Annotated in this window: 22 protein-coding genes; 10 read left to right on the forward strand and 12 right to left on the reverse strand. The window is 45.3% G+C overall.

The window, feature by feature from the left end; all coding sequences use genetic code 11:
- Nucleotides 1-38 precede the first annotated feature (38 nt).
- From HQ865_RS16985 to HQ865_RS16995, 3 genes are read right to left on the reverse strand one after another with little or no spacing between them, the layout of a single operon-like run.
- On the reverse strand, nt 39-1,049 hold the full coding sequence (locus tag HQ865_RS16985; protein ID WP_173416046.1) for an FKBP-type peptidyl-prolyl cis-trans isomerase: 1,011 nt from the start codon (nt 1,047-1,049) through the stop codon (nt 39-41).
- A 54-nt stretch (nt 1,050-1,103) separates the two neighbouring features.
- Entirely contained in the window at nt 1,104-2,075 is a 972-nt protein-coding gene (locus tag HQ865_RS16990; RefSeq protein ID WP_173416047.1) for an FKBP-type peptidyl-prolyl cis-trans isomerase, read from the reverse strand.
- Nucleotides 2,076-2,092: 17 nt separating this feature from the next.
- Complete coding sequence (locus HQ865_RS16995) at nt 2,093-3,103, reverse strand: DHH family phosphoesterase (protein WP_173416048.1); 1,011 nt, start codon at nt 3,101-3,103, stop codon at nt 2,093-2,095.
- A gap of 113 nt (nt 3,104-3,216) precedes the next feature.
- Here HQ865_RS16995 and HQ865_RS17000 point away from each other — a divergent pair, with 113 nt between their 5' ends.
- Together HQ865_RS17000 and HQ865_RS17005 are read left to right on the forward strand one after the other, a co-directional pair.
- Nucleotides 3,217-3,636, forward strand: a complete 420-nt coding sequence (locus HQ865_RS17000) for a nucleoside-diphosphate kinase (RefSeq protein WP_173416049.1) — start codon at nt 3,217-3,219, stop codon at nt 3,634-3,636.
- Between the two features lie 418 nt (nt 3,637-4,054).
- Nucleotides 4,055-4,270: a hypothetical protein gene (locus tag HQ865_RS17005; RefSeq protein WP_173416050.1), complete on the forward strand. Its 216-nt coding sequence runs from the start codon at nt 4,055-4,057 to the stop codon at nt 4,268-4,270.
- Here HQ865_RS17005 and HQ865_RS17010 read toward each other — a convergent pair.
- Both HQ865_RS17010 and recF read right to left on the reverse strand, forming a co-directional pair.
- On the reverse strand, nt 4,257-4,547 hold the full coding sequence (locus HQ865_RS17010; RefSeq protein ID WP_173416051.1) for a DUF721 domain-containing protein: 291 nt from the start codon (nt 4,545-4,547) through the stop codon (nt 4,257-4,259). The genes HQ865_RS17005 and HQ865_RS17010 overlap by 14 nt on opposite strands.
- A complete protein-coding gene (gene recF / locus HQ865_RS17015) occupies nt 4,540-5,640 on the reverse strand; it encodes a DNA replication/repair protein RecF (RefSeq protein WP_173416052.1) in 1,101 nt (366 codons plus the stop codon). The genes HQ865_RS17010 and recF overlap by 8 nt, the downstream gene beginning before the upstream one ends.
- A gap of 297 nt (nt 5,641-5,937) precedes the next feature.
- Between recF and HQ865_RS17020 the strand changes: the two genes are divergently transcribed.
- The 3 genes from HQ865_RS17020 (at nt 5,938) to ytxJ (ending at nt 7,783) form a co-directional block, all read left to right on the forward strand.
- Entirely contained in the window at nt 5,938-6,615 is a 678-nt protein-coding gene (locus HQ865_RS17020; protein ID WP_173416053.1) for a tetratricopeptide repeat protein, read from the forward strand.
- A 134-nt stretch (nt 6,616-6,749) separates the two neighbouring features.
- A complete protein-coding gene (ribH, locus tag HQ865_RS17025; protein WP_173416054.1) occupies nt 6,750-7,244 on the forward strand; it encodes a 6,7-dimethyl-8-ribityllumazine synthase in 495 nt (164 codons plus the stop codon).
- Nucleotides 7,245-7,453: 209 nt separating this feature from the next.
- Nucleotides 7,454-7,783, forward strand: a complete 330-nt coding sequence (ytxJ, locus tag HQ865_RS17030; protein ID WP_173416055.1) for a bacillithiol system redox-active protein YtxJ — start codon at nt 7,454-7,456, stop codon at nt 7,781-7,783.
- A gap of 167 nt (nt 7,784-7,950) precedes the next feature.
- Here ytxJ and gltX read toward each other — a convergent pair whose 3' ends face one another.
- Complete coding sequence (gltX, locus tag HQ865_RS17035; protein ID WP_173416056.1) at nt 7,951-9,471, reverse strand: glutamate--tRNA ligase; 1,521 nt, start codon at nt 9,469-9,471, stop codon at nt 7,951-7,953.
- 236 nt (nt 9,472-9,707) lie between these two features.
- Between gltX and HQ865_RS17040 the strand changes: the two genes are divergently transcribed.
- Nucleotides 9,708-10,934: a sensor histidine kinase gene (locus tag HQ865_RS17040; protein ID WP_173417834.1), complete on the forward strand. Its 1,227-nt coding sequence runs from the start codon at nt 9,708-9,710 to the stop codon at nt 10,932-10,934.
- Nucleotides 10,924-11,436 (forward strand): DinB family protein, encoded by a 513-nt coding sequence (locus HQ865_RS17045; RefSeq protein ID WP_173416057.1) that lies wholly within the window; start codon nt 10,924-10,926, stop codon nt 11,434-11,436. Before HQ865_RS17040 ends, HQ865_RS17045 begins: the two co-directional genes overlap by 11 nt.
- A 60-nt stretch (nt 11,437-11,496) precedes the next feature.
- On the opposite strand, the gene HQ865_RS17050 is transcribed toward HQ865_RS17045, so the two are convergent.
- The gene (locus tag HQ865_RS17050) at nt 11,497-12,198 is read right to left on the reverse strand and encodes a hypothetical protein (protein WP_173416058.1); all 702 of its coding nucleotides are present in this window, start codon (nt 12,196-12,198) and stop codon (nt 11,497-11,499) included.
- Between the two features lie 150 nt (nt 12,199-12,348).
- Nucleotides 12,349-12,696, reverse strand: coding sequence for a DUF6249 domain-containing protein (locus HQ865_RS17055; protein ID WP_173416059.1), 348 nt, complete (start codon nt 12,694-12,696; stop codon nt 12,349-12,351).
- Nucleotides 12,697-13,133: 437 nt separating this feature from the next.
- Here HQ865_RS17055 and HQ865_RS17060 point away from each other — a divergent pair, with 437 nt between their 5' ends.
- Both HQ865_RS17060 and HQ865_RS17065 read left to right on the forward strand, forming a co-directional pair.
- The gene (locus HQ865_RS17060; RefSeq protein ID WP_173416060.1) at nt 13,134-13,715 is read left to right on the forward strand and encodes an RNA polymerase sigma factor; all 582 of its coding nucleotides are present in this window, start codon (nt 13,134-13,136) and stop codon (nt 13,713-13,715) included.
- On the forward strand, nt 13,712-14,221 hold the full coding sequence (locus HQ865_RS17065; protein ID WP_173416061.1) for an anti-sigma factor family protein: 510 nt from the start codon (nt 13,712-13,714) through the stop codon (nt 14,219-14,221). Before HQ865_RS17060 ends, HQ865_RS17065 begins: the two co-directional genes overlap by 4 nt.
- Before the next feature lie 142 nt (nt 14,222-14,363).
- On the opposite strand, the gene HQ865_RS17070 is transcribed toward HQ865_RS17065, so the two are convergent.
- From HQ865_RS17070 to murQ, 4 genes are all read right to left on the reverse strand, one after another.
- Nucleotides 14,364-14,933, reverse strand: a complete 570-nt coding sequence (locus HQ865_RS17070) for a thiamine pyrophosphokinase (RefSeq protein WP_173416062.1) — start codon at nt 14,931-14,933, stop codon at nt 14,364-14,366.
- Between the two features lie 216 nt (nt 14,934-15,149).
- The gene (locus HQ865_RS17075; protein ID WP_173416063.1) at nt 15,150-15,887 is read right to left on the reverse strand and encodes a Bax inhibitor-1/YccA family protein; all 738 of its coding nucleotides are present in this window, start codon (nt 15,885-15,887) and stop codon (nt 15,150-15,152) included.
- Between the two features lie 59 nt (nt 15,888-15,946).
- The gene (locus HQ865_RS17080; RefSeq protein ID WP_173416064.1) at nt 15,947-16,513 is read right to left on the reverse strand and encodes a hypothetical protein; all 567 of its coding nucleotides are present in this window, start codon (nt 16,511-16,513) and stop codon (nt 15,947-15,949) included.
- A 218-nt stretch (nt 16,514-16,731) separates the two neighbouring features.
- Nucleotides 16,732-17,553: an N-acetylmuramic acid 6-phosphate etherase gene (gene murQ / locus HQ865_RS17085; protein WP_173416065.1), complete on the reverse strand. Its 822-nt coding sequence runs from the start codon at nt 17,551-17,553 to the stop codon at nt 16,732-16,734.
- Nucleotides 17,554-17,668: 115 nt separating this feature from the next.
- Here murQ and HQ865_RS17090 point away from each other — a divergent pair, with 115 nt between their 5' ends.
- Nucleotides 17,669-19,267 carry a S41 family peptidase gene (locus HQ865_RS17090; RefSeq protein WP_173416066.1) on the forward strand — a complete coding sequence of 533 codons (1,599 nt, stop codon included), beginning with the start codon at nt 17,669-17,671 and terminating at the stop codon, nt 19,265-19,267.
- The last annotated feature ends 566 nt before the right edge of the window (nt 19,268-19,833 follow it).

Raw genomic sequence — 19,833 nt, forward strand, 5'->3', positions numbered from 1 at the left:
AAAAAGCCTGCTGTGGTTAGCAGCAGGCTTTTAAAATATTATTTCTTTACCGTAGCGGCGGGCTTTTTAGCCGGCGGCGTAGTGGTTGCCGGCTTTTTAGCCGGAGCAGTACCCGGTTTTTTAACGGGGCCTTTTGCGCCCAGTTTGGTAGCTACAGGTTTGGGATGGATCACCTTTACCACCTCTACATCAAACACCAGTGTGCTGAATGGTTTGATATCGTTACCGGCTCCCTGCTCGCCATAGCCCAGGGTAGATGGGATAACAAACGTCGCCTTCGATCCTTCGGTCATCAGTTGCAGGCCTTCGTCCCAGCCTTTAATTACCTGGCTTTGCCCTACCACAAATTTAATAGGCTCGTAAGTGCGGCCCGGCTGGTTTAAGCCGGCTGCCTTTGCAATGGCTTCAACGCTGGTATCAAATACCTTATCCTCGGTGGTGCGGCCGGCATAGTTAACCAGCAGCGTATCGTTAGCAACCACCTTACGGCCAATGGTTGGCTGGGTGATGACATACTTTAAGCCCGATGGGGTGCTGTTCAGCGTTAAGCTGTGAGCGGTAATATATTTATCGGCATTGGCAACTTCGGCGCCACGCATTTTTTCCATATCGGCGTTGCGCTCGGCAATGGCTTCGGTAAGGCTTTGCACCTTTTCTATCTTCAGGGTGAAGATGAGGTAGCTGCCCTTAGGGAAGAATGGCGGGCGGGCCTCTTCATGTCCAACAAAAATAGAATCGGTAGGCACTTTCACATAGGCGCTATCCTTAGCGGTCATCAGCGGGAAAATGTCCATCATATCGCCAATATTTTCCGATGGCTTCACCTGGATCTTTATCGGGTGCCCTAAAGTGTACGAACTAAACAATACCGAATCCTTATCGGTTTTTTGTGTAGCCTGAAAGGTAATCACATCATCAAGCTTAATGCGGTTACCCGTGTTTGGGTTTACAATTTTATACTGTACGCCTTTGGGGGTACGCATAAAACCATCCTGCGCTTTCACTAAAAACGGTACTGTTAGCAGCGCTAAAAAAAGGAACTTCTTCATATCAAATTAAAAAGCCCCCCGCATGGTAGCGGGAGGCTGTAAATATACATTTTATTATTTTTTAGCTTGCACTGGCGGCTGTGGCGCTGGCGGGGCCGGCACTGCAGCATTGGGGTTTGGCTTTTTAACCGCGGCTACCTCAATATCAAACACTAATGGCGTGTAAGGGCCAACAACAGGTGGCATACCCTGCTCGCCATAAGCCAGTTTAGATGGGATGATCAGCGTAGCTTTGGTACCTACGTGCATCATCAATAAAGCTTCGTCCCAACCAGCTATTACTTTTTGCTGGCCCACTACCACCGGAATTGGTTTGTAAGGGTTCATTGGGTTAAACTTTTTGCTTTTCACGGCCTCATCTTTAATATTGGTTTCAAAGATCTCATCGTTCAGCATTTTACCTGCGTAGTAAACCATTACCGTATCGCCGGCAACAGGCACAGCGCCATTACCTTGTGTGTTGATCACGTAGTTCAGGTCCGAAGCTGTTTTGGTTACTTTCAGCTTTTTATCGTCGATGTATTTTTTGATCTTGGCGGGTTCAGCGTTTTTTATCTTGGCAACATAATCTGTATAAAATGCTTTAATACGATCCTGGAATACGTTTTCGGCCAGGTTACCTTTGGCAATTACCTTTTCAACTTTCAGCTGAAATACAACGTATTTACCTTTAAAGCCAGGTTGCTTTGGCGTACCTGCTTTGGCCATCGAATCGACATTTACCTTAACGGTAGCGCTATCGCCTTCGCTCAGCATCATAATACCGGCAACCACATCGCCTTTAAACTGAGGCTTAGGGATAGGTGCCAGTATAGGGCGGCCCTGGGTATAAGTATTGCTCAGTACCGAGTCGCCTTCGGTTTTAGCTATCATATTAATGGCTACAAAATCGCCTTCTTTAATGGTAGCGCCCGATTTATCTTCGTGGATGTTGTAAAGCAAGCCGCCGGGGCCTTGTTTAAATCCGCCACCACAGCTGCTCAGGGCAACGGCTACAACAGCTAAATAAATTAAGTTTTTTTTCATTGTTTGTTTTGTCTTACTTATTGAATTAATAGTGTTTTGTACTCTGGTAATATAGCTTTAAATTGATTGGTTACTTGTTCTAAGGTATCATCGGATGCGCCGCCTGCCGCGTTGCGGTGGCCGCCACCGTTAAAATATTTTTTACAAATTTCGTTTGCCGGGAAATCCCCCTTCGATCGCAAAGATAGTTTTACTTTATCATTTCGCTCAACAATAAATGCCGCCAAACGGATGCCGGTTATTGATAGCGCGTAGTTTACAATGCCCTCGGTATCGCCGGTTTGCACATTATATTTTTCTATTTCCTCGCGGCTTACGGTTATTAAGGCGGTGTTGTACTCGTGCAGCACCGCCAGCTTTTCACTTAGGCAATGGCCCAAAAAACGCAGGCGTTCTTCGGATGAGTTGCTATACACCAACTCGTGTATGCGCCAGTTCACAGCGCCGGCATCTATCAGGTCGGCCACGGTGCGGTGTACTGCCGATGTGGTACCCGGAAAGCGGAACGAACCCGAATCGGTCATGATACCGGTATACAAACAGGTGGCTACATCGGCGTTGATATATTTTTTGCCACCCAGTTCTTCAACAATAAAGTGATAAACCAGTTGGGCGGTTGCACAAGCGTTAATATCCCAGTAGCGATAATCGTCAAAATCTTCCGGCTCCAGGTGATGGTCTATCATTACCTTTTTGGCCGGGCTTGCCCCCACCAGTTCGCCCATTTGATTGATGCGGCCCAGCGCATTAAAATCAAGGCAGAAGATGATGGCGGCATTAGCTATCAGCTGCGCGGCGGCATCCTGGTTTTCGGTATAGATCATTACTTCGCCATTGCCCGGCATCCAGCTTAAAAAATCGGGATAATCGGTTGGCGAAATAACGGTTGTATGATGGCCAAGCTGTATCAAATACTGATATAGGCCTAATGACGAACCCAAGGCATCCCCATCAGGCTTATGATGGGTAGTGATCACAATTTTTTGGGGCTGCGCTAATAATTCCCTGAGCGACGCTATATCAAACATTTTAAAAAAAGAGTTGCAAACATAATTAAATTAATTAAATACATGCTATAGTATTTGTATAAACCCTTTTACATTTTAAGTTAAAAAAGCTATTTTTGCCGCAAATTAAACGCATGAACACTAACAGAACTTTTACCATGATCAAGCCCGATGCTGTGGCTAACGGACACATTGGCGCCATCCTGGATATGATCATTAAAAACGGTTTTAAACCCGTTGCCTTTAAATACACTGCCTTAACCCCAGAAATGGCCGGCAAATTTTACGAAGTGCACAAAGGACGCCCTTTTTACGATGCATTGGTTACATTTATGTCATCGGGCCCTATTGTTGCCGCCATCTTAGAAAAAGACAACGCTGTTGCCGATTTCCGTACCCTGATAGGCGCTACTAACCCTGCACAGGCCGAGCCAGGCACCATCCGCCAGTTATTCGCTAAATCTATCGACGCGAACGCTGTTCACGGTTCAGATTCTGACGAGAACGCGGAGATCGAAGGCAATTTCTTCTTCTCGGCTTTCGAAAGGTTTTAATTGAAGCTTTTGCGGGTGATTTAACCACAAAGGCCACAAAGAAAGAAACACAGAGGACACAGAGACCTTCTAAAGATTTAAGGCTCTGAAAAAAAACGAAAGGTCACAAAGCTAATTTGTAGTAAATTAACTTTGCGACCTTTTTCTTTGAATCAAATAAAACATCTGATTGTTAATCCCTCTGTGTTCTTTGTGAAAAGTCTTTGTGCCCTTTGTGGTTAAAATCACCAATTAGCACCTCTTAACCCTCGGCTGGTTCTCCCCCTCAAATGTCCGGATACTGTAATTGTTACGGTATCCGGACATTTTTAGTTTAAAACATTTGTTTCCCGAAACATTTTCATCTACTTTTACGTTGCGAATAAAAGCTACAGCTGCCTGTTTACAATTTTATATTTAGATTTGAAAGGATAAGACCATGTTAGTAGTACTTAGATATATCATTTATTCGGCAGTGATTGTTGGTATGGCAATTGGCTGTATAAATGTATTCAGGAACCACCCTGAAGTACAGTTCGCGTTCCTGATGCCCGGATTGTTCATTATCATGTACTCGCTGGTGCGCGATGATATCTTCCGCAGGCATGCCAGCGTACACCTGGTACGCAGCGGCGGCACTTTTAAAGGAAAATAATCTCCTCTACTATTCTCGCGTTTGCCCGGTCGTTTATCTTTTCGATGATCTGCGCCCGCATCAGCATCAATTCGTTTTTAATTACGGACGATTCTATCCGCACAAACAATTTTTTATCGTTGATGTATAGTTCGCGCGTACGGTTTGCTACCGATTTGCCCACCAGTTCGGGCCAGGCCGTGGTGATGCCGGTCTCTTCGTACTTGCGCTTGATCTTGTAAACCTGCAGCATTTGTTCAATGGCTTCCTTCAGGGTTTTGTCGTTAGCTTTACGCATCGATCTGTCCTCCGCTTACTTTAAAAAGTTTAAAATCAACGTTTATTTTTTCAAACACTGCCGTAGCGCGCCGGGCATCGGTATCGGTAATAAATACCTGGCCAAAATCATGGTCGGATACCATCTGCATCAGCTTGGTAATGCGGTGCTCGTCCAGCTTATCAAAAATATCATCCAGCAGCAGCAAGGGCTTAAAACCGGTTTGCTTATACAGGAAGCTATTTTGTGCCAGTTTTAAGGCGATCAGAAAAGATTTCTGCTGCCCTTGCGATCCAAATTTCTTCATCGGCATACCGTGGATGGTAAATTGCAGATCATCCTTATGGATACCTGCTGTCGTGCGCTCTAAAGAACGATCCCGTTCGATGCTGCGCTTCAACAGATCGGCAAAACCGGCCGTCAGCAATTGCGATTCGTAAACCAGTTCCACCGTCTCGGCCCCATCGCTTAAAAACTGATAGTGTGTATTAAATATCGGCGTAAAAACCTCCATAAAGGCTTTACGCTTCTCGAAAATGCGGTTGCCCGATGTGATGAGTTGCTCGTCCAGTATTTCCAGCAGGGTTGGGTCGTACCGGCCGGTTTCGGCAATTCGCTTCAGCAGGGCGTTGCGGTTGGCCAATACTTTATTATAGATGATCAGTTCGTCCAGGTAGCGGTTATCCGTTTGCGATATTACGTTATCTATAAACTTGCGCCGCTCCTCGCTGCCCTCAATAATAATACTGACATCGTAAGGCGATATCATCACCAGTGGATACTTACCAATATGGTCGGCCAGGCGCTGGTATTCTTTTTTATTACATTTAAACTGCTTCTTTTGATTACGCTTTACGGCGCAGGCCACTGTATCCTGCCGGCCATCTTTATTAAAAACGCCGCTCAGCATAAAAAACTCTGTGCCCTGCTTTATCTGCTGACTATCGACAGGATTAAAGTAACTTTTACAAAGCGACAGGTAGTGCACGGCATCCAGCATATTGGTTTTGCCGGCCCCGTTATTACCGGCAAAAACGTTCACACCCTCGCTAAACGTAAGTTCGGCCTCGGTGTAATTTTTAAAATTGATGACGGATAATTGATGCAGATACATAATAACATGGGGCCTTAACTCACCCGGTCGACGCTACGCTTGACCACCCTCTCTTCGCTTCGCGGAAAGAGGGAATAAGGTTATCGGATACTATTCCCGCCCTCTTTACGCGCAGCGGAGAGAGGGCCGACGAGTGAAACGATGTCGGGGTGAGTAATAAGGGCACATCAAAGGTAACAATACCCTTTTATTTTGCTTGTTAAACGGGCGCAAAAATTAAGTGTAACAAATTAAATTAAAAGCTATTGTTAAAAATTTTGAAAAACGTATTTTTGCAAACTTAATTTTAAAATAGAAATGTCGAAAACACAAGCCAACACCGCTGCGCCGGCGAATGCGAAGGAAAATGCGGGCACAGGCAACTTTGTACTGGAGAACCAAAAAAGCTTATTATTTATAGGCGCGGCCATATTGGCTATAGTGGCTATTTACTTTGCTTACCAAAAAATGTATATCGGCCCGCGCGAGGTTAAAGCCGCCGACCAAATGCACGTAGCGCAGGATTTCTGGGCGAAAAAGGATTGGGACAAAGCGATAAAAGGCGATGGCAGCTACCCTGGCTTTGAAAAGATCGTTTCTGACTACAGCAACACTAAAGCAGCAAACCTGGCTTATTTTTACCTGGGTACCGCTTACTTAAACAAAGGCGAATACCAAAAAGCTATCGACAGCTATGCTAACTATCATGGTGATGACGCAATGGTTTCGGCTGAAGCTTTGGGCAGCACCGGCGATGCTTATGTGGAGTTAAAGGACCTGGACAAAGCTTCGTCATTCTTCCAGAAGGCAGCTGATAAGGCCAACAATAAATTCCTTACCCCTTTTTACCTGAAAAAATTAGGCCTGGTTTACGAAGCTAAAAACGACGCTAAATCGGCAGCGGATACTTACAAGAAGATCAAATCTGATTATCCGGAGAGCGCCGAGTCGCAAAGCATCGACGGTTATATTGCACGAGCTGAAGCTAAACAATAATTATAAATGATATTTCGGGTGTCGGAATTTCGATTTGGGATTTACTTTCCGATTCGTTATTCCGACATTCGCTTTTAATAAAAATCCGTTTTCGCTAAATCCGAGATCGAACATCCGATATCCCAAATCAAAATATGGCTACCCAGTTAAAAAACCTGTCTGATTTTTCAAACACTACCGTGCCATCGGCAGCGGGCTTCCGTTTTGGCATTGTAGTGGCCGAGTGGAACGCCGAGATCACCAACGCGCTTTACCAGGGCGCTTATCAAAGCCTGTTAAAACACGGCGCTTTAGAAACTGATATTTTCACTTACGCAGTTGCAGGCAGCTTCGAACTGACATCAGGCGCCGACCTGATATTGAAAAACACCAAACTGGACGCCGTGATTTGCCTGGGTTGCGTAATACAGGGCGAAACACGCCACTTTGATTTTATTTGCAACGCGGTTGCAAATGGCGTAACAAATGTTGCGGTAAAATACAGCAAACCTGTTATATTTGGGGTATTAACTACCGACAATCAACAGCAAGCCATCGATCGCGCGGGCGGTAAGCATGGCAACAAGGGCGACGAAGCGGCCATCACCGCCATAAAAATGGCAGACATGGCCCGATTGTTAAACGATTAATTTAAATTTGGCGTTATTACAACATGAGAAAGTTTATATACATCGCTTTTATAGCCCTGGCCTTAGGCGCGGCAGTATCTTCGTGCTCGCAAAAGCTTTGCCCGGCATACGGCAATACCAGGCGTTAACCGCTCCTTTAAAATCCATTTTTACCTTTCGCTGAAACTAATGCGGCCTATTGGCTGTATTTTTGTATCATAATATTTTATATGAACTGGACTGCATTAGATACGGCCGAACAACTGAACAGCATTAAGCAAAACCACGGCTATAGCCTTATTTTTAAGCATAGCACGCGTTGCTCTATCAGTATGATGGTCAAGCGCCGCTTTGAGATGGATTGGGACAGGATACCTACCGAAATACCACTGTACTTTTTAGACCTGATCCGCTACCGCGAAATATCTAATCAAATTGCCGGCGAGTTTGCCGTGCATCACGAATCGCCACAGCTACTGCTGATCAAAGACGGCGAATGCATCCTGGATCAATCGCACGGCGAAATATCTGTGGATGATACCTTGCTGATGATCGAGTAATTCTTCTAAAAGAAGACTTTTAATAAAAGAGTTGTCATTGCGGGCGATAGCGTGGCAATCTCGTAGTATGTATATTAAACTACGAGATTGCCACGTCGCCCCATTTCACAAGTTCCTCCTCACCGCTCCTCGCAACGACAACACATGTGGAAAATAACGTAAGTGTTTTACGCCGTAAACGCTTCCAGCGCTTTATTTATACGGCTGATGGTTTCCTCCTTGCCTAACAGCGCCGCGATATCAAACACATGCGGGCCAAACTTGCCGCCAACCAGCATAATGCGGAATGGCAGCATCACATCGCCCATTTTAAAGCTCTTTTCTTCCATAAAAGCTTTAAACATAGTTTCCAGTTCAACAGCTTCATAGGTTGATGATACTTCTATTTTCGAAGCGAACTCGTTAAAGAAATCAGTTTTGGCATCTGTCCATTTGGGTTTAACAGCTGTCAGGTCATATTCGGCAGGTTGCTGGAAAAAGTATACCGATTGCTGATAAAAATCGGGCAGCAGCGTGCAGCGATCTTTTATCATGTCGATAACCTGCAGCAGATAGGTGTCATCGCTAACAACAACGCCTTTATCGGCCAGTACAGCAGCTACTTTAGGCTTTAAGCTTTCAGCATTAAGCTTTTTAACCCACTCGGCATTGTACCATTTGGCCTTTTCAAAATCAAACTTAGCGCCCGCCTTGCTTACCCGTTCTATCGAGAATTTCTCTACCAGTTCATCCAGCGTAAAGATCTCCTGTTCGGTGCCGTCGTTCCAGCCCAGCATAGCCAGCAGGTTCACAAAGGCTTCGGGCAAAAAGCCCAGTTCACGGAAGCCCGGGGTTAGTTCGCCGGTCTTGGCATCAAACCAGTTCATGGCAAATACCGGGAAGCCCAGGCGTGCGCCATCGCGCTTGCTTAACTTGCCATGGCCATCAGGTTTTAATATCAGCGGCAAATGCGCCCATTGCGGCATATCGGCCTCCCAGCCCAGATATTTCCATAGCAGCAGGTGCACCGGCGCCGATGGTAGCCACTCTTCGCCGCGGAAGGCGTGGGTGATCTTCATTAAAAAATCGTCGACAACTACGGCCAGGTGGTAGGTCGGCATACCGTCAGCCTTTAGCAGCACCTTATCATCAACCTGGTTGGTATCAAAGTTTACATAACCACGTATCATATCGGTAAAGCCGATGTGTTCGTCAGCCGGCATTTTAATGCGGATCACATGTGGTGTACCGGCATCCAATAGCTGGTCAACCTCGTGCTGCGATAAGTTCAGCGAGTTACGCAGGGTATCGCGATAAGCATGCCCATATTGAAAGTTGGGGAACTCCTTGCGGTTTTGATCCAGTTCTTCGGGTGTGTCAAAAGCGTAGTATGCATGCCCCTCCATCACCAGTTTTTCGGCATATTGGCGATAGATGGCCTTGCGTTCGCTTTGGCGGTATGGCGCGTAATGGCCACCGGCTACCGGGCTTTCATCGGGCGTAAGGCCGCACCAGGTAAGGCAATCTAAAATATATTGTTCGGCGCCGGCTACGTAGCGGCTTTGGTCGGTATCCTCAATACGTAAAACAAAATCGCCGCCATGCTTGCGGGCAAAAAGGTAGTTGAATAATACAGTACGTACGCCGCCAAGGTGTAAACCTCCGGTTGGGCTTGGCGCAAAACGCACCCTCACTTTGTTAGTTGTCATGATGGGCGCAAAGATAGGGGTTTCAGTCGGGAAGTCCGAAAGACCGCAAGTCGGAAAGATGTAAAGAAAGTCGGAAAGTCCGAAAGTCGGGAAAGTCCGGAAGATATTTCGTTGTATTATCTAAAAGCCTGACAAATTAAAATGTATACATCCATCGTTCAACAATACTTACTATCTTCCGGACTTTCCCGACTTTCGGACTTCCGGACTAAAAAATTATATTTGAGCCTGCTATGCTGAATCCCGCCCAACAAAAACAACGCTGGAAATACTCCTTGATCGCCTTCGCGGTGGTTATCGTTTGCGGATCGTTGTTTTATACCAAGTACCTGGTGCGCAACATTACCAATGCCGAACGTACCCGCGCGCAGGTTTGGGCCATGAGCATGAAGCAGCAAATGGCATCAGATGATAACGACAACATTGCCTATGCCATGGCTGTGCGCGATAGCTCCATTGTACCGTCTATTGTAGTTGATGAAAAGGGTGAAATGATATTCACCAAAGGGCTCGATCCCAACAAAACGTTAAACCCCATACCTCAACCCCCTAAAAAAAAGGGCGACCCGGTTGCTGTATACGATCTTAATTATTTTAAGGCCCAACTGGCTATTATGAAAGATCAGCATCCCGAGCCTATAAAGATACTTTTACCTTTGGGCACGAAGGGCTATTGGCTGGTTTATTACCAGGATTCGCCGCTGCTTACCCAATTAAAGTATTTCCCTTACGTTCAATTGTCGGTGATAGCGATCTTCTTGCTAATGGCCTATTCATCGTTCAGTTCGTCGCGACGGTCGGAGCAGGACCAGGTTTGGGTAGGTTTGGCTAAAGAGACGGCGCACCAGTTAGGCACACCCATATCATCGCTAATGGCCTGGATAGAGCTGATCAAGGATAAGTTCAATGCCGATAACGATCAACTGGTGCTGGAAATGGAAAACGATGTGCGCCGGCTGGAAATTGTGGCCGACCGCTTCTCAAAGATCGGGTCGAAACCCCAGTTGGAACCTTATTCGGTTTACGATGTGGTAAAGGATTTTGTTGAATATTTCAGGATCCGCGTAAGCAACAAAATAAGCTTTGAAGTAAAGGGCAATAAAGAACTGATGGCTGGTTTAAACATCCCGCTGTTTGATTGGGTGATAGAAAACCTGCTGAAAAATGCCGTAAACGCAATTGAAGGCACCGGAAGTATTACGGTTGAAATATCGGGCAATAAAACCAATAAGCAGGTATTTATTGATGTGATAGACACGGGCAAAGGCATCCCCCGGTCAAAATTCGCCACTGTTTTTCAACCCGGCTATACTACACGCAAGCGTGGCTGGGGGCTGGGTTTGTCGCTTACCAAAAGGATGGTGGAGAATTATCATAATGGCCAGATCTTCGTTCGCGACTCTGAATTAGGCAAAGGCACTATCTTCCGCATTATATTAAAAAGTTTAACCCATGATAGCTAAACCGCAAGCGGGCGAATACGCCCATTTTTACCAAACCTATGTAAGCCTGGTTGATACGGATAATATTACCGCCTTGTTAAGCCAGCTGCAGGACAGCACTTTCAATTTTTTCAACAACTTACCCGCCGATAAAGCCGATTACGCCTATGCCGAGGGCAAATGGACCATTAAGCAGCTTTTAGGCCATTTGATTGATGCTGAGCGTGTATTCGCTTTCCGCCTGCTTTGCTTTTCGCGCGGCGATAAAAATAACCTGCCCGGCTTTGATGAGAATAGTTATGTTGATAACGGAGGTTTTGGAAACCGTACCTTAGCCCACCTGGCCGAAGAATTTAAAGCCGCGCGCCATAGTAATGTTTTAATGTTGCAGGGTATCAGCGATGAACAAAGTATACTGATGGGCAATGCCAACAACTACCCCATATCGGTAAGGGCGCTGGCCTATATCATGGCCGGGCACGAGTTACACCACCTGCGTATCATCAAGGAAAGATATCTTTAAAACAAAAATGCCCTTTGAAAAAACTCAAAGGGCATTTTGTTTATCTGCTAACAACCGGCGCTATTCGTTGGCCCAATTAAAACGCCTGTAATTGTCGTCGCTGCTGTTTGCCGATTCTATTTTGGCATACACTGTAAATTCAGATGGGATAGTTTTGTCCTTATAAGTACTTGGTACCCATTCAACCGGGAAAGCCGCGTTTAACCCAATAACCTTGGGTGTACTTTTTTTATTTTTACCATATACATAAGCCAAAGTATAAACCGCTTTGCCTTTTTCATCAATATGTGCGGTAATTTCTGCCGTAACACCTTCGTTGGTAGGGTCGTTGTAATTAGTAGCTATTTCTTTACCTATTAAGGTTACATAAAAATCAACCGGGCATAAAGGCAGTGGCACCGATGCATCTTTGACAATAGTGGCATCATCGCTTAAAACGTTTACCTTCACATTATCCAAAGCTTTTGCATCAAGATACAACACCTTCTTTTGGTCGTAATTGTAACGCATGGTCAGCTGCTCTTTGCTATCAAAAAAGTACCAGGTACCGGCGCGGTTACCGTCTTTATAAGAGCCGCGCACCAATACGCCATTATTATCTGTGTTTTTTACCGAATACAGGCCTTCTTTGGTTTTGCCATCGTTAGCCACGGTGTAGTTCAATTCTGCGTGTTTGGTTAAGGCTACCTTTTTTTCCTGGGTTTGTGCGGAAGCTGATACGCACACGGCCAGCATTGCGGCCACTAATACCTGGTGTTTCATAATAGTTAGGATTTAAAACGTTCTTCAGTATAAAAGTAATAAATATTTAATAATTAATAAATTAGTTTAATTTTTTTCTGCTAAACAAAAAAAAAGCCGCGCGAACTATTCGCACGGCTTACCCATTTGTTTTGATTTAATTCTACTGCACTACTCCTTGTCCAGTATTTCCTTTTTTTCTATACGGTATGATAATACCAGGCCGCCACCGCCAAATATGGCAATCAACGCGAAATAGATAGCCGGGTTATCTTCGCCCACATGAAACAGGGTACGATCGAGCAGAAAAGCCAGGAACAATCCTAAACCGGCACCTATTAGCAGCAAGCCCCACTTCAGGTTTTTGTAGGGGGCGGGTTGCGCCCGGTAAGCCCGCGGATCCATACCGCGCTCAATCATGGCCATTTTTTCTTTATTGCTTAGGTAGATGATACCAAAAATCATTGCGAATAATCCCAGTGGTACTAAAATCGGGATCAGTAATTCTCCGTGTTCCATTTTCTTATTTTTTTAAAGTGATTAAATTTTTGTTCCGTTGTTTGTGTTATGTAAGCTATGACCACAGGTTTTTTAAACAGGTTACACCCTTGATGAAAAAAATTGCAATATTTTTTCTGCTTATATTTTAAAAGTATAAGGCATGGCATTTTAGTATTATTAATAACATTAATAACCAATAACAGCGCAGCGAAATGACCATAACTATAAGGGCGTTGCCTGCGGCCGGGCTTTCCACTCATACTGCACGGGCCTTAACCACCTGGCCGGTATCCGCTGCAATCCCTAACGCGGGTTGGTCTGAATCAGAATTTACAGGATTTTAGAATTAACAGAATTTTGAAAATCCTTAAATCCTGTAAATTCTGATTCAGACATTAAAAAATCTGTACTTTAGTGTAACCTCCGTTAAAAGCGCGTAGTCATAGGTACCAGTAATGCAAAGCAAGCTTTCCGATATCGAATTGATACAGCAAACCATGGCGGGTAACCAATCGGCGTATGCCGACCTGGTGAAGCGTCATCAACGGTTTGTGTTTACACTGGCTATGCGCTTTACCAAAAGCCGCGAGGATGCCGAAGAGGTGGCGCAGGATTGCTTTATAAAGGCTTACCGCTCGCTGGCATCATTTCAGCAGCAAAGTAAGTTTAGCACCTGGCTGTATAGCATTGTTTATACAACGGCTATGACCCACCTGCGCAAAAAACGGGTGGCGACCGATTCGATAGATGACGAGGAAAACTTTATCCAGATTGCCGATACACACGGCGGTATGGACGTGAACCTGGCCGAGAACAGATCGCGGTCGTACTATTTAAATATGGCAATTAGTCAGCTATTGCCCGATGATGCTGCCATTATTACATTGTTTTATAATGGCGAGCAATCACTTGAGGAAATTGGCGAAGCCTTAAATATGGAGGCTAATACCGTAAAGGTTAAACTATTCAGGGCGCGGCAGCGTTTAAAAGAAAAGCTGGAACGCCTGTTAAAACACGAGGTTAACGAATTGATATGAACAGCATAGAAGAAAAACTGTGGGCCTATATTGATGGCACCTGCACCGCCGCCGAACGCGAGCAGATAAGCGCGTTAATTGAGCACGATGCGGAATACAGGCAACAGTACGAGGAATTATTGCAACTGCACACCGGGTTTGGCAGCCTGGAACTGGACGAACCGCCAATGGCGTTCACCTATAACGTAATGGAGCAAATACGCACCCAGGAGGCCAGTGTGCCGCTAAAAGCCGCCATCAACAAGCGCATTATATATGCTATTGCCGCGTTTTTTGTATTAACCATTACGGTGCTTTTAATTTTTGCTTTACGCGATATTAACTGGAGCAGCGGCAGCAGCAGCGTTCAACTACAGGATAAATTAAAGCTACCACAGGTTAACAATGTTTTCACCAGCAAGTGGATGCAGGGCTTCCTGTTTTTTGACCTGGTGCTGGGGATGTTTTTATTAGACAGCTACCTGCGCAAACGCGATACAACTAAAAGGAGTGAATTGGCCGCATAAAATATTGGCAAAACCCAATTTTGGCACAGCACTTGCTATAATATACATGAACTGGCAATCTTGCCGGTTTAATTGTGATAAGGTTTAGGTTGAAAGTCCCCCGGAGCAAGTCTGGGGGGCTTTTTATTTATACCCTATCCATCTACAAAGCCTCTGCTACCAGCAAATAAGCATCGCTGAACTGTAACCTATAAAAGCCATCCTGCACAACTTCGTACAGATCATCCGCCACTTGTACCAAATTGGTGTACACTAAATTGTGCGATTGTGTCAAAATTTCTATACGGTTACCGGCAGGTTGCCATTTGCTGAAGCCATTGTGCAGGGCCACTATCTTTTTATCGTCATAAAAAACAACAAGGTCCGTTTGCGAAAAATATGGCGCAAGCACTTCAATATCCAATTCATCGCTAACAAGATTAATTGCCGGATATCCCTGTGCTATTAATTGGTCAAGAGCGGCTACAAGCGGGTGATTACCCGCTAACGGAAATTGCTTAATATCCGATTGCTGCAGGTCGGGCATTTCATCGGCCACCAGCCAATCTATCTTGATGCCTTGCGATTGCACCTTTTCGGCTACGTCAGCCGTAACTACAACCGTTGGGCTCCATTCCAGCAACTGGCCTAATAGTTCATCCGGGAAGTTATCCAATCCGGCTATCAGTAAGGCTGGTTCCTGCTTTTCGCGTACGATGTGGTGGGAGGACATTTGTTAGTGATTCGTTAATTAGTGCTTAGAGATTAGTAACCCGTCATGCCGAACTTGTTTCGGCATCCCATCTGATTAGTTTGAAAACAGCATACGTCACTTTGCATGTGGGGTGCCGAAACAAGTTCGGTATGACTGGTTACAGGAAACAAAATTGCAAAAAAAAGCCATCCAATATAATGGATAGCTTTTCAATTTTTATATCATTCCTAATGATTATCTCCTGCGACCAAATATGCGCAGCAGGTATAAGAACAGGTTCACAAAGTCAAGATATAAAGACAATGCACCCATCAGGGCCAGTTTTTTGCCTGTAGCGTCGCCTTGTTCAATGCCTGCGCCAATGTTTTTTAGCTTTTGCACATCGTAAGCGGTTAAGCCCGTGAAGATAGCCACACCAAAGAAGCTTAACACATAATCAAACTGGGCGCTGTGTAGCAGCAGCATATTGATTAGCGATGCGATGATCAGGCCGATGATACCCAACAATAATAATGACCCAAAGTTGGTCAAATCTGTACTGGTGGTATAACCCGCAACAGCCATCACGCCGAATAGTACGGTAGCAGCCACAAATACGCTTAATACCGAATTTAAGGTATAAGCCCATAATAAGCCTGACAAGCCGATACCCATTACGCTTGCGTAAACAATAAATATGATAGCCAATACCGGGTACGATATGCGATTAAGGCCAAACCTCATCAACAATACAAATGCTAGTGGCGAGAACAGGGCCAGTAAACCTAAGCCGGTTAAGCCATGCGTAACCGGGTCGATGATATAAGCCTGCAGGTCAACATTATTTGCAAATTCCCATGCGAAGAACGATGAGATAGCCAACGCGGCAAACATCCATAAAAATACGTTTGCCAAAAATTTACGGGATAACGTTTTCTCGTCATCCATTTGTATCACACTCTGGTAAGTGTAGTTATTATCCTTTAATTCCATTTCTAATTATTCAGTTTTTTAAGATTTACAATATAAAGATACACAATTTTTGTGAAGATTTAGTTAAGGCGTTTGGTCATCGTTTCTTCAACTTTTTTAAATACCTGCAAGGGTTTCAGGCTGCGCCAGGCCAGCTCGTTCAACTCGCCTCCAAAGTTAATGTAGTAATCGATGTTGTTATTCCTGAATTCGTTGATCACATGCTCCTGGAAGTTAACACCCGCTATCCACCCATCTTCCACTTCCTGGAACCATTCCTCGTAATAGCAATCGTCGGATGCGTGGTAATTCAGTACGTTCTCGCCAATCAGGATAAACTTATCGATACCCTGGTCTATCATCAGGTCGAAAAGCTCGCGCTTCATCAGCATAATATCGTTGTTAATGGCATCGTTCCATTCGCCAATTAACTCAATAATGCTGTAGCCGCGCTCGTAATCGTTAAATAATATTTTGAGGTACAGTGTGTTAGACCCGAACGAGTCCCACTGCGGGTGGATCAGGTAGTTATAAACCTGTTTATCAAATTCAAATTCGTTGTATTCGGTAGCGTAAAATGGCGATTGCATATCCTCCGCGGCCACGTAATCATCTCTCCACCTGTAATATGGTTCAATCTCGTGCATTTTTCAAATGTGCAAATATGCAGATGTGCGTATGTGCAAATTACTTTGCATCGGCACCATATTTTACACCCTCCTCGTTAGTTTAAACTTTAATTATCTCATCTGCACATACGCACATTTGCATATCTGCACATTCACTTCTTCATTTGCACATATGCATATCCAAGCATCTGCACTTTTATTTTTTCATCTGCACATACGCACATTTGCACATTAATCTATCTCGCTTGTTTTCCCCGTGTATGTTGTTCAACCGCTTTGCGCACGCTGCCATAAGCTTTCAGCAGGTCGGCCGCTGTATCCTCGTCAAGGCCGGTTTCGTCCATTACCATGCGGGTGCCGCGGTCAACCAGTTTGTGGTTGGTTAGCTGCATATCCACCATTTTGTTGCCTTTTACACGGCCAAGCTTTATCATTACGGCGGTGCTTAGCATATTCAGCACCAGCTTTTGCGCTGTGCCAGCCTTCATGCGGGTGCTGCCGGTTACAAATTCGGGGCCGGTTACCACTTCTACCGGGTATTGCGCCTCGGCAGCTACAGGGCCACCGCTATTACAAACAATGCAGCCGGTAGCCAGGCCCATTTCGTTAGCTTTGCGCAGGCCGCCAATAACGTAAGGCGTGGTGCCCGACGCGGCGATACCAACAACAACATCCTTGCTGTTAATATCGTATTCCTGCATATCTATCCAGGCCTGTTCCGGATCGTCTTCGGCAAATTCAACGGCGCGGCGTATGGCACCATCGCCACCGGCTATAATGCCGATCACCCAATCAAAAGGCACCCCGTAAGTCGGCGGGCATTCCGAAGCGTCCACCACGCCCAGCCTGCCGCTGGTACCCGCGCCAATGTAAAACAAACGGCCGCCGTTCTTCATCCGGTCGGCAACTACGTTTACCAACTCTTCAATTTTGGGCATGGCTTTCTCTACGGCGTAGGCTACGGTTTTATCTTCATCATTAATATGCTGCAGCAATTCCGATACCGGCATTTGCTCCAGGTTATGATATTTCGATTCCTTTTCGGTAACTAATCTCATTAGGCGCTATAAACAGATAAACAAAAATCAGTAAAATTTAGTATATAACATATACCATACAAATATTAAAAAATTATATGCTGTTAACAGCAATGCTTAACTTTGTTGCTTAATAATGAAAAGAGCGGCAGCGATCATCTTCAGATCCATTGTATTAATATTAACCGGTGTTACCATCGGCCTGTATATCAGCAACGATAATTTTCCGGGCAGGCGCATCTCAAATCCATTTGCAAAAGACGATAAAGTTGAACAAATGTTGCACCTGGTTAAAGCTAAATACGTTGATACCGTAAATATGGTGCGCTTTGAGGGCGAAACTATTAACAATATGCTCCAAAACCTGGATCCGCACTCGCTTTACCTGCCCCCACAGCAGGCGCAATCCATTAACGAGCGGCTGGAGGGCGAGTTTAACGGCATCGGCATAGAGTACCAGTTGCTGCGCGATACCTTATATGTTACCCAGGTGCAACCGGGCGGCCCGGCCGAAAAGGCAGGTATAAAAACGGGGCAGCGGCTGATAACTGTTAACAACAAACCATTCTCGGGCACAGGTTTAACTGCCGACAAAGTAAACACCACCCTGCGCGGCGAAAAAGGAACCAGCATTATCCTGGGGCTTACTACTATCGATAATAAAGCTAAACCACAAAATTATACGGTTACCCGCGGCCATGTAGATTTGAGTAGCCTCGACGCGGCCTATATGGCGTCCGGCGATATCGGCTACATAAAGCTTAGCAAGTTTGCCGCCACCAGCGATGCCGACTTCCGCGCGGCCCTGCGCAAGTTACAGGTACAGGGTGTAAAAAAATTGGTGGTTGACCTGCGCAGTAATGGCGGCGGCTACCTGAGCGCGGCCACTTCACTGGCCGACGAGTTTTTAACCAAAGGCAAACTGATTGTTTACACCCAGGGTGTTCACGAACCACGCACCGATTATTTCGCTACCGATTCGGGCATGTTTCAGCAGGGGAATTTGGCGGTACTGATAGACGAGTATTCAGCTTCGGCCAGCGAGATATTAGCGGGTTGTTTACAGGACCTGGACCGGGCAACACTGATCGGGCGTCGCTCGTTTGGTAAAGGCCTGGTGCAGGAACAGTTTCCATTTGGCGATGGATCGGCCATTAACCTTACCGTTGCGAGGTATTATACGCCGTCGGGAAGATCGATCCAGAAATCGTACAAGAACGGCATTGAAAGCTACCATAACGAAATAGCCGAGCGCATGCAAAAGGGTGAATTATATTCGGCAGCAAATACGTTAAAGGATAGTTCGTTTCTCCGGAAATCAAACTACCATACATCAAAAGGCAAAAAGGTGTATAGTGGTGGTGGCATTATGCCCGATATTTTTATCCCGGCCGATACCAACACCAATACTGTGCTGATACAGGAGCTGAACCAGCGCCAGTTGTTTACCGCTTTTATTATCGATAAGCTATACCCCCAATTTAAGAACTACCGCAACGATGATGATTTTGTAGCCCGCTACAATGTTAGCGACGCGGTGTTTGATACTTTTATCCAGTATGCCTCGGGTACGCTTAAGCAGATGGATTCGCCGGAGATCAAACGGTCGAAAAACAACATCAAGAAATTATTGAAAGCTTATATGGCCCGCTTTGAATGGGGCGATACGGCTTACTACCGGGTGGTTAATGCTGATGACCCGGCGCTGGTTAAGGCGATTGAAGTGGTGAAGTAAACACCCCCTTCTCCCGGCTATCGTGTGGACGACAAATTGGTTTGGATAAAATATAAATAATCCGAAGGGAAAATACTGATAATAAACACTACAAATGGTGGCACAAGTTTGACAGTGCCCTCAAAAAACAGGCGATTTTAAAAAAGTGGTGAGAAAGTGAAATTCTGAACAAACGCATATATTAAATTATAAATCAACAAGTTGCGTGTTCATTTTTTGTTCAAAAAACAAGGATTTTTGTTCATTATTTCTTTTCGCCTGAATATAATAGATAAGCCTTTCCCGATACATATGGGTTTGGAATTTAAAAGATGGGGCGGTAGACAGACCCGAAGGGCGGAAGAAACATTTTTAAGTCCTCTCCTTCGGGGGGGGGGTAATAGCCCATCATTAGGCAGATAAACAGGCCGCTCTTGCGGAGCCAAATTTTAAACTTAACCTATTTCTACCAACAGGCCATCCCCTACGGGCAATGTCATTAAGTTAAGCTTTTAAGCCCCACCTAAACGGCGAAGCCCTCATGAAATAATCCTCCCCAAAGGGGACGACTTTAATAATTTTACGCT

It is taken from the genome of Mucilaginibacter mali, from assembly GCF_013283875.1.
GTDB classification, from domain to species: domain Bacteria; phylum Bacteroidota; class Bacteroidia; order Sphingobacteriales; family Sphingobacteriaceae; genus Mucilaginibacter; species Mucilaginibacter mali.